10 protein-coding genes are annotated in these 16,919 nt (G+C 63.4%); 8 read left to right on the top strand and 2 right to left on the bottom strand.

Going from position 1 to position 16,919, the window contains the following annotated elements; genetic code table 11:
- Positions 1-107 precede the first annotated feature (107 nt).
- From KP004_RS02730 to KP004_RS02710, 5 genes are all read left to right on the top strand, one after another.
- Complete coding sequence (locus KP004_RS02730) at positions 108-2,051, top strand: ABC-F family ATP-binding cassette domain-containing protein (RefSeq protein ID WP_216800846.1); 1,944 nt, start codon at positions 108-110, stop codon at positions 2,049-2,051.
- Positions 2,052-2,137: 86 nt separating this feature from the next.
- Positions 2,138-4,453 carry an endopeptidase La gene (gene lon / locus KP004_RS02725; RefSeq protein WP_216800845.1) on the top strand — a complete coding sequence of 772 codons (2,316 nt, stop codon included), beginning with the start codon at positions 2,138-2,140 and terminating at the stop codon, positions 4,451-4,453.
- 214 nt (positions 4,454-4,667) lie between these two features.
- Positions 4,668-6,158, top strand: a complete 1,491-nt coding sequence (locus KP004_RS02720) for a M16 family metallopeptidase (RefSeq protein WP_216800844.1) — start codon at positions 4,668-4,670, stop codon at positions 6,156-6,158.
- 3 nt (positions 6,159-6,161) lie between these two features.
- Positions 6,162-7,670 (top strand): M16 family metallopeptidase, encoded by a 1,509-nt coding sequence (locus tag KP004_RS02715; protein ID WP_216800843.1) that lies wholly within the window; start codon positions 6,162-6,164, stop codon positions 7,668-7,670.
- 9 nt (positions 7,671-7,679) lie between these two features.
- Positions 7,680-7,790 (top strand): RCKP-type rubredoxin-like domain-containing protein, encoded by a 111-nt coding sequence (locus tag KP004_RS02710; RefSeq protein ID WP_216497284.1) that lies wholly within the window; start codon positions 7,680-7,682, stop codon positions 7,788-7,790.
- A 162-nt stretch (positions 7,791-7,952) separates the two neighbouring features.
- Here KP004_RS02710 and scpB read toward each other — a convergent pair whose 3' ends face one another.
- Both scpB and KP004_RS02700 read right to left on the bottom strand, forming a co-directional pair.
- Complete coding sequence (gene scpB / locus KP004_RS02705) at positions 7,953-8,732, bottom strand: methylmalonyl-CoA decarboxylase (RefSeq protein WP_216800842.1); 780 nt, start codon at positions 8,730-8,732, stop codon at positions 7,953-7,955.
- 89 nt (positions 8,733-8,821) lie between these two features.
- Positions 8,822-12,235, bottom strand: coding sequence for an alpha-amylase family glycosyl hydrolase (locus KP004_RS02700; protein WP_216800841.1), 3,414 nt, complete (start codon positions 12,233-12,235; stop codon positions 8,822-8,824).
- A 254-nt stretch (positions 12,236-12,489) separates the two neighbouring features.
- On the opposite strand from KP004_RS02700, the gene mltG reads away from it, so the two are divergent.
- The 3 genes from mltG (at position 12,490) to KP004_RS02685 (ending at position 16,888) form a co-directional block, all read left to right on the top strand.
- Positions 12,490-13,512, top strand: a complete 1,023-nt coding sequence (mltG, locus tag KP004_RS02695) for an endolytic transglycosylase MltG (protein WP_216800840.1) — start codon at positions 12,490-12,492, stop codon at positions 13,510-13,512.
- On the top strand, positions 13,513-15,429 hold the full coding sequence (locus KP004_RS02690; protein WP_216800839.1) for a response regulator: 1,917 nt from the start codon (positions 13,513-13,515) through the stop codon (positions 15,427-15,429).
- 325 nt (positions 15,430-15,754) lie between these two features.
- Entirely contained in the window at positions 15,755-16,888 is a 1,134-nt protein-coding gene (locus KP004_RS02685; protein WP_216800838.1) for an ABC transporter substrate-binding protein, read from the top strand.
- Positions 16,889-16,919: the final 31 nt, after the last annotated feature.

Here is a 16,919-nt window from a genome sequence, read left to right as displayed (position 1 = left end):
TCTGAGAGAATCAAAACCTTTTAGTAGTTCTCTGATTTTCTCAGATTTTCTCCGTGGCCAATGGTTTTGGTTTTGATTGCATAACCAATAGAAGGAAGGAAAAATTCATGTTGCACCTGAAGAAACTCTCCAAGGATTTCGCGGGCAAACCGCTTTTCACCGAGATCAATTGGCACCTCAAAAAGGGCGAGCGCGTGGGCCTCGTCGGCGAAAACGGCGCCGGCAAGTCGACGCTCATGCGCATCATCGCGGGCGAGGTCGAGAGCAGCAGCGGCGAGATCCAGATCACCCGCGGCGGCACGGTCGGCTACCTCCCCCAGGACGGCATCGTGGCCAAAGGGCAGCCGCTCTTCGCGGAGGTGATGACGGCACTGTCCGAGCTGCAGGATATCGAGCGGGAGATCGCGGAGCTGACGGCCCGCCTGGAGCACGAGCCGCACGACGCGCCGGGACACGACCAGCTCCTGGACCGCTTCGGCCACCTCCAGGAAGAGTTCCGCCTCAAGGGTGGCTACGCCATGGAGAGCGAGGTCGGCAACGTCCTCACCGGTCTGGGCTTCTCCCCCGCCGACTGGGAAAAGGAGTGCGGCGAGTTCTCGGGGGGGTGGCAGATGCGCATAGCCCTCGCCAAGCTTCTCCTTAAGAAACCGAACGTGCTCCTTCTGGACGAGCCGACCAACCACCTGGACATCGAGGCGCGCAACTGGCTGGAAGGATACCTGCAGGGCTACCCCTACTCCGTGATGCTGGTATCCCACGACCGCTTCTTCCTGGACCAGGTCTGCTCCCGGATCGCCGAGGTCTGGAATCACGCCATCACCGACTACCATTGCAACTACAGCAATTACCTGGTGCAGCGCGAGGAGCGGGTTTCCGCCCTGCGCGACGCCAAGCGGCGTCAGGACGAGGAAGTTGAGAAGATGGAAGATTTCATCTCCCGCTTCCGCTACAAGGCCGACAAGGCCGCCATGGTGCAGTCGCGCATCAAGCAGCTGGAGAAGATCGAGCGCATCGTCCTCCCTCCTGAGCGCAAGAAGATCCACTTCCGCTTCCCCTCCGCGCCCAAAAGCGGCAAGACGGTGATGGAACTCACCGGCGTGGTCAAGGCCTACGGCAGCAACGTGGTGCTGAACCAGGTCGATCTGACCGTGGAGAGCGGCGAGAGGATCGCGCTGGTGGGACATAACGGCGCGGGAAAATCGACACTGATGCGCGTCCTGGCCAACGCCGACGTCACCTCCGGCACGGTGAAGGACGGCCACAACGTGATCAAGGACTACTTCGCCCAGGACCAGGCCCAGGAGCTGGACGCATCCCGCTCGGTCTACGACGAACTCCTGGCCGATGCGCCCTACGACATGGTGCCGCAGCTGCGCGACATACTCGGTGCTTTCCTTTTCTCCGGCGACGACATACACAAGAAAGTCGGCGTCCTCTCCGGTGGCGAAAGAAACCGCCTGGCGCTCGCCAAGCTGTTGCTGCGCCCCACCAACCTCCTTTTGATGGACGAGCCGACCAACCACCTCGACCTGTTCAGCAAGGACGTGCTTCTCGAGGCGCTCAAGCATTTCGGCGGGACCGTGGTCTTCGTCTCCCACGACCGCCACTTCATCGACGGTCTGGCCACCCGCGTGGTCGAGGTCGGCGGCGGCAAGCTGGAAAGCTTCTACGGCGACTACGAGTACTACCTGGAAAAGACCGCCGGAGCGGCCGGGGCGCCAGGGCAGGACGGCCTGGGGCGGCTTACCCCCGCAAAAGGTGAGGAGAACCCGGCGCCAGCGGCGGAGGAGCAACCGGATCAGCGCCTGTCCCGCCAGCAGCAGCGCGAGTTGGACAAGCAGCGCCAGAAGGAAGAGCGCGCCCGGGAGCGCAAGCTGTCGGAAATAGAGGATAAGATCGGAGTGAAGGAGGGGGAGCTCGCCAAACTCGAAGAGGAAATGGCCGCGCCTGAGTTCTTCGCCGATCATGAGGCGGCCCGTGTCGCCGGGGAACGTCACGCTCAACTGAGCGCAGAAATCGCCGCACTGTACGAAGCGTGGGAGGCTATCTAAACAGGCAGCTCCGGGTTGACAGGGGACGCTTCTCCAGTAATCTTTAACAGTTCGCGCCCTCAACCCAAGTATCTGGAAATACTGCCATGACAGAGAATATCACCATCAACATGCCGGAGATCGTCCCGCTGTATCCCCTGCGGGAGATCATTGCGTTCCCCTACATGGTCTTCACCATCTTCCTGAAACAGGAAGACATGCCCCCCTTCGAGGAGGCGGTGCTGTTCAACAACCTGGTGGCCCTGGTGAAGCTGAAACAGGAGCCGACCGGGGAGTTGCACTCGGCGCTGCACGAGATCGGGACGCTGTGCAAGGTGGTCCAGATCAACAAGCTTGCCGGCGGCGCCAAGGTCGTCCTCGAGGGGGTGATCCGGGTCCGGGTGCTGGCGATCGTGCAGCAGACCCCGGTGGCGTTGTCGCGCCTCGAGCCGGTGCGCGAGTTCGCCGAGAAGTCCATGGTCTCGGAGGCCCTGGTCGGCAGCCTCAACGCCCTTCTCAAAATCGCTCTCTCGTACGGCCGTCCCCTTCCCGACGATGTCATGAAGATGATCGACTTCATCGACAACCCCGCGCGGCTCTCGGACCTGGTGGCGCTCTACCTGAACCTTCCCATCGACGAACTGCAAAAGCTCCTGGAGACCATCGATCCGCTGGAACGGCTGAAGAAGGTCTACATGCACCTGACCAACGAGGTGCAGCGGCTGCAGATAAAGGGTGAGGTGCAGGCCGAGGTCACCAAGAAGGTCGGCAAGAGCCAGAAGGAATTCCTGCTGCGCGAGCAGATGAAACAGATCCAGGAGGAGTTGGGCGAAGAAGATTCGCGCCAGGGCGAGACCAACGAGCTCAGGAGCAAAATCGAAAGCGCCAACATGCCGGAGGACGTCCGCAAGATCGCCGAGAAGGAGATGAGGCGACTGGAGCGGATCAATCCCGCTTCCCCCGAGTACACGGTCTCCCGCACCTACCTCGACTACCTGACCACGATCCCGTGGCAGACCAGCACCCCGGACAACAAGGACATCAACCAGGCCGAAGCGGTCCTCAACGAGGACCATTACGACCTCAAGAAGGTGAAGGAGAGGATCCTCGAGTACCTGGCGGTGCGGGCCCTGAAAGACAAGATGAAGGGACCGATCCTCTGCTTCGTCGGCCCTCCGGGGGTCGGCAAGACCAGCCTGGGCAAATCCATCGCCAGGACGCTTGGGCGGAAGTTCATCCGCATCTCGCTGGGCGGCATGAGGGACGAGGCGGAGATCCGCGGTCACCGGCGCACCTACATCGGCGCCCTCCCCGGCCGCATCATCCAGGAGATCAACCGCGCCGGCTCCAACAATCCCGTCTTCATGCTGGACGAAGTGGACAAGATCGGCGCCGACTTCCGCGGTGACCCGGCCAGCGCCCTTTTGGAGGTGCTGGACCCGGAGCAGAACTTCTCCTTCACTGACCACTACCTCGACGTCCCCTTCGACCTGACCAACGTGATGTTCATCACCACGGCGAACCAGCTCGACCCGATCCCGGCCCCCTTGAAGGACCGCATGGAGGTGATCACCCTCTCCGGCTATACCGACGAGGAAAAGCTGAACATCGCCAAGAAGTACCTGATCGCCCGCGAGGTCGAGGAGAACGGGTTGGCCGACATGGTGCCCGAATTCACCGACGAGGCGATCTACCGGGTCACCCACGATTACACCCGCGAGGCCGGAGTGAGGAACCTGCAGCGCAACATCGCCTCCATCTGCCGCAAGATCGCGAAGGAAGTGGCCCAGGAGAAACCGCTGCGCACGCTGGTCGATCCGGCCACGGTGGCGGAGCTCCTGGGACCGCCCAAGTTCTTCGACGAGGTTGCCTCAGAAAAGGACCGGATCGGCGTCGCCACCGGCCTTGCCTGGACCGAGAGCGGCGGCGACATCATCTTCGTGGAAGCCACCAAGATGAAAGGGAAGGAAGACCTGATCCTGACCGGGTCGCTGGGCGAGGTGATGAAAGAATCGGCCCGCGCCGCCCTCTCATTCGTCAAGGCCAACTGCACCGAGCTCGGCATCGAGAAGAAGGCGTTCGACGACACCACGCTGCACATCCACGTCCCGGCCGGCAGCATCCCCAAGGACGGCCCCTCCGCCGGGATCACCATGGCCACCACCATCGTTTCGCTCTTCTCCGGACGTCCGGCCAAGCGCGACGTGGCCATGACCGGCGAGATGAGCCTGACCGGGCGGGTGCTGGCGATCGGCGGGCTGAAGGAAAAGGTGCTCGCGGCGCGGCGCGCGGGGGTGAAAAAGGTACTGGCGCCTGCCAAGAACAAGAAGGACCTGGAGGACATCCCCGACAACGTGAAAGAGGAGCTGCAGTTCTTCTTCGTAGAAGACATCCGCGAGGTGTTCGCCCAGGCCCTCAAGTAGGCGGCCTAAGGGGACAGGCACCTGGCGGAGCCAGTCCCCCTCATCCAGGCAGTGAAATAGGCGCATCGCGCCAGTTGCCTCCGGATGCCGCATCCCCCAATCCCGCGGGAACACCTCCCGCGGGATTTCTTCGTCTCTTAGCCCCTTGCGCTTCAAAAGGACAAATGTTATCTTTTTTCTCGCTTCACATTAAAACCACCAAGTCGAGGTAGTCATGAAGTCAGTAGCAAGATGCGTGGTCGCCCTTGCCATCCTCGTCAACGCCGCCGCCTGCTTTGGGCAGGGGCTTGCCGAGCGGGTGCAGGAGCACACCCTGAAAAACGGGATGAAGCTTTTGATGGTCGAGCGGCACAACTCCCCCACGGTGGCGGCCTGGATCCGCTTCAAGGTGGGAAGCGTGGACGAGCGCAGCGACGAGCGCGGTCTCGCCCATCTCCTGGAACACATGCTCTTCAAGGGGACCAAGACCCTGGGGACCAGGAACTACGCGGCAGAGAAGCCGATCCTCGACAAGATCGAGGCAACGGCCCAGCAACTGATGGCCGAGAAAGCCAAGCGCGACCAGGCGGATCCGAAGCTGGTCGAGAAACTGACCGCGGAACTGGGCACCCTGGAGAAGGAGGCCGAGAAGTACGTGGTCAAGGAGGAATTCGCCGACATCTACTCCCGAAACGGCGGCTCCGGCTACAACGCCTTCACCAGCAAGGACGGCACCACCTACCTGATCAACATCCCCGCCAACAAGCTGGAGCTCTGGGCGTCCATCGAGTCGGACCGGATGCAGAACGCGGTGCTCAGGGAGTTCTACACGGAGCGGAACGTGGTCATGGAGGAGCGGCGCCGCTCCTATGACGCGGAGCCGGAAGGGAAACTCTGGGAGACCTTCCTGGCCGATGCCTTCAACGCGCACCCAAACGGCCAGCCCACCATCGGCTGGATGTCCGACATCGAGAACCTGACCCGGACCAAGGCGGAGAACTTCCTGCACAAGTACTACGCCCCCAACAACGCCATCGTGGCCATCGTCGGTGACATCGATCCCAAGCGGACCATCGCCCTGGTGGAGCGGTACTTCGGCGACATCAAGCCGGGCACTCCCGTGCCGCCGGTGGCGGTCACCGAACCTGAGCAGGCCGGCGAGAAGCGGACCGAAGTGATCGGCGACGCCGAGCCGGAACTGATGATCGGCTACCACAAGCCGACCCTCCCCGCGCCCGATGACTACGTCTTCGACGTGATCGACATGCTGCTCACCAACGGCCGCACCTCCCGGCTCTACAAAAAGCTCGTGCTGGAGAAGAAACTGGTTACCTCCGTTTCTTCGTTCGGGGCGCCAGGGAGCCGCTACCCCAACCTCTTCATCATCAACGCGACGCCGCGCGCGCCGCACACCGTGGCCGAAGTGGAAGAGGCGATCTATCAGGAACTGGAGCGCCTGAAGACCGAGCCGATGACCAAGGAGGAACTGCAGCAGATCCTGAACCAGCTCGAGTTCGAGGAGTCCCGCCAGATGGCCTCCAACGGCGGACTGGCCCGTAACCTCACCGAGTACGAGGCCATTGCCGGCACCTGGCGCTACCTGATCGAACACCGCGAGAAGGTGGCCAAGATCACGCCCGAGGACGTGATGCGCGTGGCGAAGCAGTACTTCACGCGCCAAAACCGCAACGTCGGCTACCTTACCAAGGCTGAAGGGGGACAGTAACTAATGCATTCGATCAGCAATCGCTTGTTCAGCAAGAAAACCCTGGCCCGCCTGGCCGCCTTCGCGTTCCTGCTCGCATTCGCCATTCCCGAAGCCGGTGCTTTCAGATCCAGCGCCATAGCCGAAGCCAAGCTCGACGCGGTCTCGGGGGTACAGGCAGCCGCCCCGGCCAACCCGCGCACCATGACCTTCCCGCCGCTCAAGTTCCAGTTCCCCAAGACGGAGCGCGTGCAGCTCAAAAACGGCATGGTGGTCTACCTGCTTCAGGACCGCGAGCTGCCGATAGTGAACCTGACCAGCTACCTGAACGTCGGCAGCCTCTACGAGCCGGATGACAAGGTCGGCCTCGCCTCCCTCACCGGCGCCACCCTGAGAAGCGGCGGCACCCTGAAGACCGCGCCCGACAAACTGGACCGCGAACTCGAGTTCATGGCCTCCTCCATCGAGTCGAGCATGAACGCCGACAACGCCACGGTCGCCTTCTCGACGCTCTCCAAAAACCTGGGGCGCACCCTCGACCTTTTTGCCGAGGTGGTCAAGGAACCCGCTTTCGATCCTGCCCGCTTCGAGCTGGCCAAAAGCCACGCCATCGAAGGGATCAGGCGCCAGAACGACGACCCGAAAGGGGTGGCGGGGCGTGAGCTCACCCGCGCCATCTACGCCGGTCATCCGCTGGGGCGCATCCCGACCGTCGCCACCGTGAACGCCATCACCCGCGACGACCTGATCGCCTTCCACAAGCGCTACTTCTACCCGGGCAACATGATCCTGGCGGTGTCCGGAGATTTCGACCGCGACCAACTGCTCAAGAGCCTGGAGCGGCTCTTCGGCGACTGGCCCAACCAGAGCGCCGCCTTCCCGGTGGTGCCGAAGCCGAGCGAGGAGATGGCCCCGGCGGTGCTGCACGTGCAGAAAGAGGTGAACCAGTCGGTGATCCGCATGGGGCACCTCGGCATCGACAAGAACAACCCGGACCTCTACGCCATCAAGGTGATGGACTACATACTCGGCGGAGGCTTCACCTCCCGGCTCACCCAGGAGATCCGCTCCAACCAGGGGCTCGCCTACAACGTGGACGCCTACTTCGATCCGGGGCGCCGCTTCAAGGGGCCCTTCATCGCGGAGACCGAGACCAAGGTGGAGTCCACCGCACGCACCATCAAGCTCCTGGAATCGATCATCACCGGCATGACCCAGGCGGAGGTTTCCGAGGCCGAGCTGCAGCTCGCCAAGGACTCCATCATCAACTCCTTCATCTTCGCCTTCGAGCGGCCCAGCGCGGTGGTGGCCCAGCAGGCCCGCCTGGAGTTCTACGGCTATCCCAAGGGATACCTGGAAAACTACCGCGACAACATCGCCCGCGTCACCCGTGCCGACGTGCTGCGGGTGGCCAAGAAATACCTCCGTCCCGACGCGATGAAACTCGTGGTGGTGGGGGATGAGAAGAAGTTCGACCAGCCGCTTTCCATCTTCGGAAAGGTGCAGGAAATCAAGCTGAACAACAACAAATAGGAGGAAGTTATGGCTACGTGGAAGTGCAAGAGCTGCGGATACACCAAGGAAGGTCGTTGCAAGCCCCAGAAGTGCCCGCAGTGCCAGGAGAAGGGGAACTTCGAGAAGGCTGAGGAATAACGGAGGCCGTGCGTTGCAAAAGGGCGAATGATCATTCGCCCCTACAGGATCAAATGAAAAGCCCGACCGGGTGTCACCGGTCGGGCTTTTTTTTTGTTCATGCCGAGAGCCTTTGTCCCCCCTCCCCTTGCGGGAGGGGGAGGTGAGCGAAGTGATGTGCCACTAATCACCGGTAAAGACCGGCGGCCGCTTCTCCAGAAACGCCTTGATCCCTTCAGCGTAATCCTTGCTGTCGTAGACGGTGCGCCGCAGACCCTGCACACGCTCGAAGGTGAGCGGGGAGAGGGGGTGGGCGCTGGCCAGAAGCCGGATCTGCTCCTTGATCACCCCGATGGAGAGCGGGCTGTTCCTGGTGATCTTGTGCGCCATGTTGTAGGTGAACTCTTCGAGCTCATCCGCCTCGACCAGGTGGTTCAAAAGACCGGCCTTGCTCGCCTGCTCCGCGGAAAGCGGCTCCGCCGTGAAGAACATCTCCTTGGCGAAGTTTACCCCCATGATGTTCATGAAGTGCAGGATCCCCGAGACGTTGTAGGGGACACCGATCTTCGCCGGGGTCATGCAGAACGAGGCGCTGGGAGCGCCGATCAGGATGTCGCAGGAAAGGGCAAGGTCGCAGGCGCCCCCCCAGACGCTCCCCTCGATCATGGCGATGACCGGGATGGGAAGGCTCTGGATGGAGCGCAGCACTGTCACCAGCGGATCGTGATACGAAAGCGGGTCGCGCCCCGGCAGCGGCAGCTCGTGCACGTCGTGCCCGGCCGACCAGACTTTCGACCCCTTGGGTGCCCGGATCACCAGCACCCTCATCCTCCCCTTCTGCAGAGCGCCGATCGACTGCAGCATCTCGTCGATGAGCGCACCGCTTAGCATGTTGCGGTGCTCGGGGTCGTTGAAGGTGATGGTCCCTACGTTGTCTTGCAGTGCCGTATTGATGACCGCCATTGCTCTCCCCTCTCTTTCATTATGCGATAGATAAGGGCGCTCCGGATGATCAAGCGCCAGCTCTGATTCTAACAGGTAACGCGGAAAAATCAGAAGCCGGTCTGCAAAACGTTCATTAGCTGGTCGAGCCGGTAGCCGGCCGCCGCTGCGCTCTCCTTAAGGAGTGTTGCCAGGGCCTTGCCCGGGAGTGCGCCTGCTTTTTCGCCCCCGGCCTTCGCCTTCCCGGCGTCCGCCCCCTCGGCGTACGGCTCCACCTGTGCCAGCCAGTCCACCAGCAACTCGAAGCGCTCCTTGTTGAACCACTGCGCCCCGCCGCTTTCGTGCAGGAACAGGAACCGGGCCACCGCCGGCTCGGAGAAGAGGGCGGTACTGCAGCGGGTCACCCCGATGGCGCGGCAGGTGGAGAAAAAGTCTTCGTGCTGCAGCAAAAGCCCAAGCAGCTTCCCGAAGCTGCGCGGCGGCAGGTCGATCACCTGCTCGGGGTCCGCCGGGGGCAGCCCCTGGAAGACCTGCACCACCGGGTGCACCAGTCCCAGTTCCTCGAAGAGCTGCGCGCTCTCCGCCTCTTTCAGGCTGCCGGTCCGGTGCAGCGCCAGGAAAGCGCACAAAAGAAGCCGTTCCGCCGGCAGGAGCTCTCCTTCCTGCGCCGATTGCAGGGCCCGCAGGACCTCCGTCCCGAAACTCCCGAGCAGGGCGCGCTGTTCCTGTTCCGGAGCCTCCTGCGCCAACGTCCTGTAGAAGGAGGCGAGCAGCGGCTCCAGGGGCGCGATGCGTGCCTGCGGTGCGACTCCCGGCTCCTGCAGCACCGCGGCGGCCTTGGCAAGGAACAACCTGAGGGACTCATGAACGGCGGCGTAACGCACCTTCTTGACCTCGTCGTCCAGGTTCTCGACCCCGGCGCCGTTCAGCCGGTAGCAGAGCGCGCCCCAGGTGCCGTAGTCGTCATCGTAGAGTTCCCGGAAGTCGAGGAAGGCATGGTACTCGTAGGCCCCCATCTCGACGTAGAGGCCCTGGTCGCAGAGGTCGCGGCCGTTTCTCAGGAAGGAAAGCCCTGAGGCGTAGTCGCGGAAACTGTAGTAGTGGCGCCCGTCGCCCTTGAACCCCAGCGACTCCCCCAGGGTCGTCTGCGCCAGCGAGGTCCCCCCCGAGGCGTTTTTCCTCAATACGGCGCAGGAGGTGCGGATCCACCCGGCGGTGGAGGCGTAGGCGTTATGGAACAGGATCAGGCCGCGGTCGCCGTCATTGCGGTTGGAGTAGGCGAACACGTTTTCGTTGACGCTGTGCCCGGCGTAGAAGTCGTACAGGGTGAACTGCTCGCTACCAGAGAAGATATGGCGCCGCCGCATGAGCGGGAAGATGTCGCTTTCGTGGCGGGCCACCAGATGCTGGTCCACCGGTTCGTCCCAATAGGCACGCCGGTACTCCATGCCGTACTTCTCGTGGAACCCCTCGATCTGCCCGTGGCCGAACATGGGGAGACCGGGCATGGTGACCAGGAGCACGGTGGCGCCGAAGTATTTCCCCTCCTTGCCGAACTGCTCCACGGCGGTGCGCTCGTCCGGGTTGTTCATGAAGTTCACGAAGCGCTTCAGGATCTCCGGTTCGAACTCGAGCACGTTCTTCACCGTCTGCCGATACTTGGCGTTCTCCTCCATCTTCAGCATGTTCATGAAGGCGGAGTTGTAGACGCGGTGCATGCCGAGGGTCCTGACGAAGTACCCTTCCATGAGCCAGAAGGCCTCGGCCAGAAGGAGCGTGTCCGGTGCCTCCACCGCCACCCGGTCCACCACCTCGCGCCAGAATTCGACGGGGAAGACCTCGTCGAAGCTGGCCCGGTCCATGCCGTGCTCGGCGCGCGATGGGACCCCGGAGCCGTGGCCCGGCAGCGGGTACCACAGGCGCTGGTAGTGCTTCTTGGCCAGGGTCATGGCGGCGTCGAAGCGTATGATGGGGAACTGGCGCGCCACGTGGAGGATGGTGCCGATGACCGCCTCGCGCACCTCGGGGATCAGGTAGTTCAGCTGCGCAGTGTCGTTCCAGGGGGTGGAGGTGCCGTCGTTGCCGTGGTAGATGTAGCGCACCCGCCCGTTGCCGCGGTCGAGGTGTTTGAACACCACCGCCGCGTCGCGCTTGTCCCAGTAGCCGTCCTCGATGAACAGGCCGATGCGCCCGTCGGGGGAGAGGTCGGGGCCGTTGAACTGGTAGTCGGGGTACGGCGGGTAATCAAGCTGGATGAACCAGTCCGGGTGCTCGACGGTCCACTTGGAATAGAGGCCGGTGTGGTTGGGGACCATGTCGCTTGCCAGGCGGATGCCGCGGGCGGCGCAGCGCTGACGCAGGTTGTCCAGCGCCCCTTCGCCGCCGAGGTCGTGGGCGATGATGTAGTCGTAGAGCGAGTACGCCGAGGAAATCGCCTCCTGGTTGCCGGCGATGCGCTTGATCTGCTGCGACGACGGGGAGCGCTCCCACACGCCGATCAGCCACAGCGCACTGAAGCCGAAGCCGGCCAGCCGGTCCAGCTCCGCGTCCGGGATCTGGTCCAGGGTGCGCACCTCGGTCTGGTAGGTCTTGGCGAGCTGCCCCAGCCAGACGTACACCATCTTGGCGATCATGACCACGTTGGCCATCCAGTCCGCGTCCTGGGAAAAGCGCTCGTACTCGGGGTAGTCGTCGCCGCCGCGGGCGCCCCGGCCGAAGCGGAGCACCTTGGGCTCGCCGGGGCCGCCGAAGAAGGCGCGCCCCTCCTGGGAAACGATGTCCAGCGCGGTCACCAGCTCGGTAAGAAGCTCCGAGGGGAGGATGGAAGCCCAATGCTCCCGGATGTAGGCGATCTGCCCGGAAAGCGAGTCGGGCGAGGCCTTCATCGGCGCCCGCAGCAGCTCCGGCAGGGAAACGCCCATCGGCTCGAAGGGGGGGGCTTGGGCCAGGCGCCGGTCCAGCTCCGAGGTGACCTCGAGGTAGGGGGAGGAGTCCGCCAGTTGCGAGGCGTCGAAAAGCCGGCGGAACTGGTCCAGGGCACGGTTCTCGCCGTTTAACAGCATGAGCAGCAGTTCCGCCGAGAGCGCCTGGCGACGGTTCCGCTCCTCATCGTCACCGGAGAGGAACCCTTGCGGCGTGTCGTTGCCGAGCACCATCTGCTGCGACGGGAACAGCTCCATGAAGCGCTGCAGCGCGCTCCCGGCATCACCGCCGAAGTCGGGATACCCCGCCTGGGCCATGAGCGCGGCCAGCACGCCGGGCTGCTGGTTGGCGCAGTACTGCCCCATCACGTAACGGTAGACCCGGCTCAGGATGGAATAAAGATGTAACAGGCCCGGCATGATGGCGGCCTCGTGCGGCGCCAGCTGCTTGTTCAGCTTGGTGGCCACCCGGCGCGCGTAGATGATGCCGGGCACGTCGCCCAGCTCCTCGAGCATGCTGCGCAGGGCGATCCGGTCGCCGCAAGCGGCGGAGATCTGGATCTGAAACGGGAAATAGTCCGAGTTAATAAACCTCTGCTTCATCAAGCACCTCGTCAGCCCTACTGTAGTGGTGGACCGCTCCGGGCCGAGCGGCACGGCTAGATATGATACATTGGAAACGCCCCACTGTCTTTAAAAAAATTATTATTAAACATAGTCAACTACCAATCATTCCCCCTTCTGCTCAGGGCATTTGGCCTTGACACAGTTGCCGATTTCACCTAAACCTAGTGCTGAGTTAGCAAAAGCACGGTTTTGCATAGGATAGTGCCATCTTAGCTTCCAGCCTAAAAGATATGTTCCGGCGGCAGCGCAAACTCTGCCTCGTCCTGCTGCTGATAGTCACCCTGGTACCCATCACCCGTTTCTCGAGGTTCCTGCTGTTTCCCGCCGGCGAGGGGAAGCGCTCGGAGATCGTCGAGCTAGGCAAAGGGCGCCCGCTCAAAGCGTTGGCTGCCGACTTGGAGGCGCGCCGCATCCTCTCCAGCGCCCGCCTCTTCACCCTGTATGCGCGCATCAAAGGTGGTGACGCCCGGCTCAAGGCGGGTTACTACCAGTTCGACGACGGCATGCGCCCCAGCCAGATCCTCGCCAAGATGATCAGCGGCGACGTGTATCAGCGCATATTCGCCCTCCCCGAGGGATATTCCAGTTACCAGGTGGCGGAGATGCTCGAGAAGCGCGGCATCTTCGGCAAGGAAAGCTTCCTGGCCGCCTGCCGCGACGCGGCGCTGCTCAAGGAGCTCGGCATCGATGCCGCCAGCGCCGAGGGGTACCTCTTCCCCGGGAGCTACAACATCCTGCCGGGCAAGACGGAGCTTGAGGTCGTCCGCGAGATGGTGCAGCGGCAGCAGGCCTACCTGAAGCAATCGGTGGACGGCCGCGCCCGGGCCAAGGGGGTCTCGGTGCAGAAGCTTTTGACCGTGGCCTCCATGGTGGAGAAGGAGGCTGTGCTGCCCGCGGAGAAGCCGCTCATCGCCGCCGTCTTTCAAAACCGCCTGAAACTCGGCATGCGGCTGCAGAGCGACCCCACCGCCCTGTACGGGGTACGGGCGTTTGCCGGAAAGGTGAGGCGGGAGGATATCCTGAAGCCGACCCCGTACAACACCTACCTGATCCCCGCCCTCCCGCCGGGGCCGATCGGGAACCCGGGCAAGGACGCCATCGAGGCGGTGCTCAATCCCGCGGCGGTCCCCTACCTCTACTTCGTGGGGCGCGGTGACGGCAGCCACCAGTTCTCCAAGGACCTCTCGTCCCACAACCAGGCGGTGCAAAAGTACCTGAAGGCGCCTGCCGCGGCCTCGCAAGGGGGAAGCTAGATGACGGGCAGCATTCTGCTGGTGGAGGACAACGAAAAGCTCGCCGCGATGCTGCGCACCGTACTGGAGGGGCGCGGGCACCAGGTGAAGAGCGCCGCCAGCGGCGACGCCGCCCTCGCCCTGCTGCAGGGGCAGCGCTTCGACCTGCTGGTACTGGACCTGAAGCTGCCGGGGATGAACGGTGTGGAGCTACTGCAGCGGGTGCGCCGCAGCGCCGCCTTGAAGGAGCTCCCGGTGGTGATCATGACCGGGGTCTTCCGCGGCGAAGAGTACGCCCGCGCCGCGGCGAAACTGGGCGTCGAGGCCTACCTGGAGAAGCCCTTCGGCAAAGACGACTTCCTCAAGGCCGTCCAGGGCGCCCTGGACCACGGGCCGGCAGGCAAGGAGATCTCGCGGCTGCTCCTGGAGCTGTACCGCAGCGGTCAAAGCGGCATGCTGGAGCTGCGCGGCGGCACCAGGATCTTCGTGGTGGGCGGCGAGCCCGCCAGTTTCTCCTCGCCGAGCTTCGTCCCGTTCCTGGCCTCCGGAAACCACCTGCAGCGCTCCGACCTGGAGCAGTTCCCTCCGGCCCGCCCGGGACGCCTGCCGCTGGTGGAAGCGGGTCTCATCGGCTACGACGACCTGCTGGAGCACTCCCGCCTGTTCCTGTCCCGCTCCCTCGTGGAGGCGCTGCTGCAGAACCAGTCCCCCCGGTTCACTCCGGTCATCGAAGGGATCGAGCTTCCCCTCACCCCCCTGTCACTGCCGCGCCTGCTGCACCAGGCCGCCGGGACCGCGAACTTCGACCTCGCCCCGTACCTCGCCTGCCGCGGTTCACTGTTGCCGGTGCGCACGGCGGAATACTTCCGCCTGGCGAACCTGCTCAACATGGGGCCGGAAGAGGTCGACCTGTTGCAGCAGCTCGGCCAGGGCAAGAGCGTGCAGGGCATCCTCTCCGACTGCGACAGCCCGGCCCGGGGCGCGGCCCTGCTCGACCTCATGGTGCGCATGGGCATGCTGTCGTTGTCTTCGGCACCGGTTGCCGACCAGCAGCCCGATTTCCCGCAAAAGCTCCTCTTCAACCGCCCCATCGAGGAAGTCGCGGAGCGGCGGGCCGATGCAGTCAATTTCAAGGACCTGGTGGACGAGGTATCGGAGTCGATCGAGCTCGTGGTCGGCAAAAAGGGGATGGCGGCACCGCTGTCGTCCACCGAGATCGACTTTGAGCAGGAGGTGCAGCGGGACTACGCCGCCATCCAGAACAAGAACTACTACGAGATCTTCGGGATGACGCCCGGCACCTTCAGCTTCGCCACCCTCAAAGAGGCCTACTTCGCCAAGACCCGGGAATACTCACCCGAGAAGTTCATGCAGCTCGCCGGTGACACGCTGGGACGCGCCCAGGACGTACTCTCCCACTATGCCAACGCCTACAACACCCTCTCCAGCGTCATCGCCAAGGAGCGCTACGACGAGATGCTGAACGCCGACACCGTCGGCCTGGGTGGCAAGCGCGAGGACGAGCTGCAGGCCCGCATCCAGTTCCAGTCGGGCAAGGTGTTCCTGGAGATGGAGGATTTCGCCAACGCCGAGCGCGCGCTGCAGGACGCTTATACCCTCGACCCCAACGACGCCCAGACCAGCGCCTACCTCGCCTGGTCCATCTATAAGAACCCCGGCAACCAGCGCTCGCAGGGGGCCCTGGAGAAATGCCGCATGCTCCTCTCCAAGAGCCTGCAGGCCGAGCGCAACGCCGATGCCTTCGCCTTCCGCGGCTGGATGCTCTTGGACGAGGGGAGGGACGGTCTGGCCGAGGGTGAATTCCAGAAAGCCATCAAGCTGAACCCGCACCAGCCGCACGCCCAAGGCGGGATGCGCCTCATCAGGGAGCGCCGCGAGGCCGAGAAGAAGGGACTCTTCAAGCGCATCTTCGGCTGACCCCCTCTTCCTGCTCCTGCTCGTTTCCGTACCGCCCCGGGCCTCATCCATGAGGCCCGTTTCTTTTTCCGCCTCTTCTGTTTCCCTCCCGGCACCCGGTGCGCCCCCTCCGACGGATCGTACCGGAAAGAAAATGCCCCACCCCATCTAAGAGAACGGCTTGCCTTTCAATCATTAGCGGATATTATTTTTTAGCTTTTTTTAATATGGACCCGGCCAGGGGTCCCCCGCGGATAAGAGCGCAGACCTGCTGGAGAATTTTTCGCCGCCGGCCGCTCGCTTCCGCGCCCCCCCTGCAGGCCCTACCCGAACAAAGGAGGATGTCATGAGAAAGGTGATGTTACTGACCGTGGTGCTGATGATGATTGCTCCGACGGCACGTGCAGCGGGGCCGGTGGGCGACGTGATCAAGATCGGCATGGTGAACGACCAGACCGGCGCCAACAAGGGGTCCGGACGGGGGATGAAGGTAGGCGTGGAAGCCTATTTCAAGGCGGTGAACGCGAAGGGCGGCATCAACGGCCGCAAGGTCGAGCTGGTCTCACTGGACGACCAGATGGTGACCGACAAGACCATCGACTGCCTGCTAAAGCTCGCCGACGAGCAGAAGGTGTTCGCGGTGGTCGGCTCCGTGGGCACCTCCAACTGCGTCGCCAGCCTCCCCGTGGTCAAGGAATACAAGCTCCCCTACATCAACCCGAGGACCGGCGCGACGGAACTGCGCACGCCGGTGGTGAGGGAGGTCTTCCACGTCAGGGCGAGCTACCAGCAGGAAGTGGACCGCATCGTAGACCAACTGGTCAAACAGGGGGCGAAGCGCTTCGCCGTCTTCTACCAAAACGATGGCCTGGGCACCGACATCCTCGCCTCGACGGAGAATGCCGTCAAGCGCCAGGGCCTGAGTCTGGTCTCCAAGGGCTCCTTCGAGAGGAACACCGTGGCGGTAACCACCGGGCTGGCCAGCATCCTGGCCGGTAAGCCCGACGCCATCATCGTCGGTGCGGTGTACAAGCCGGGAGCGGAGTTCATCAAGCTTTTGCGCAAGGAAGGGGTCACCGCCTTCCTGGCCGCCGGCTCCTTTGCCGGCGGGATGAACCTGGTCAAGGCGGTGGGGCCTGGCGCCTCCGAGGGGATCATCATGAGCCAGGTGGTGCCGGAACTGGACGACCTGTCGCTCCCCATCACCAGGGAGTGCAAGGAAGCCATCGAGAAGAACCCGGAGGACGTCGGCTTCAACTCGGTGAGCATGGAGGGGTGCATGGCCGCCAAGTCGATGGTCATGGCCCTGGAGAAAGCGGGCAACCCGCCCACCCAGGCCGCCTTCATCCAGGCCTACGAGAGCATGAAGGGGGCGGACATGGGGGGGATCGAGCTGACCTTCTCCCAGGACAACCACCAGGGGCAGGACAACGTCTACCTGCAGGTGGTGAAGGGCGACAAGCTCATTTCCCTCAAGTAGGCGAAGGGGGGCCGTGAAGAGCGGAGAACCG

It is taken from the genome of Geomonas oryzisoli (genome assembly GCF_018986915.1).
Taxonomy (GTDB): Bacteria; Desulfobacterota; Desulfuromonadia; order Geobacterales; family Geobacteraceae; genus Geomonas; species Geomonas oryzisoli.
The sequence above is the reverse complement of the archived record's forward strand: the minus strand, read 5'-3'. Positions and strand labels throughout refer to the sequence as shown.

Coding starts and splice junctions, on each gene's coding strand:
- scpB (WP_216800842.1), bottom strand. CDS start 8,732: ATGGCGGTCATCAATACGGCACTGCAAGACAACGTAGGGACCATCACC.
- KP004_RS02710 (WP_216497284.1), top strand. CDS start 7,680: ATGGCTACGTGGAAGTGCAAGAGCTGCGGATACACCAAGGAAGGTCGT.
- KP004_RS02730 (WP_216800846.1), top strand. CDS start 108: ATGTTGCACCTGAAGAAACTCTCCAAGGATTTCGCGGGCAAACCGCTT.
- KP004_RS02720 (WP_216800844.1), top strand. CDS start 4,668: ATGAAGTCAGTAGCAAGATGCGTGGTCGCCCTTGCCATCCTCGTCAAC.
- KP004_RS02685 (WP_216800838.1), top strand. CDS start 15,755: ATGAGAAAGGTGATGTTACTGACCGTGGTGCTGATGATGATTGCTCCG.
- KP004_RS02690 (WP_216800839.1), top strand. CDS start 13,513: ATGACGGGCAGCATTCTGCTGGTGGAGGACAACGAAAAGCTCGCCGCG.
- mltG (WP_216800840.1), top strand. CDS start 12,490: ATGTTCCGGCGGCAGCGCAAACTCTGCCTCGTCCTGCTGCTGATAGTC.
- KP004_RS02715 (WP_216800843.1), top strand. CDS start 6,162: ATGCATTCGATCAGCAATCGCTTGTTCAGCAAGAAAACCCTGGCCCGC.
- lon (WP_216800845.1), top strand. CDS start 2,138: ATGACAGAGAATATCACCATCAACATGCCGGAGATCGTCCCGCTGTAT.
- KP004_RS02700 (WP_216800841.1), bottom strand. CDS start 12,235: ATGAAGCAGAGGTTTATTAACTCGGACTATTTCCCGTTTCAGATCCAG.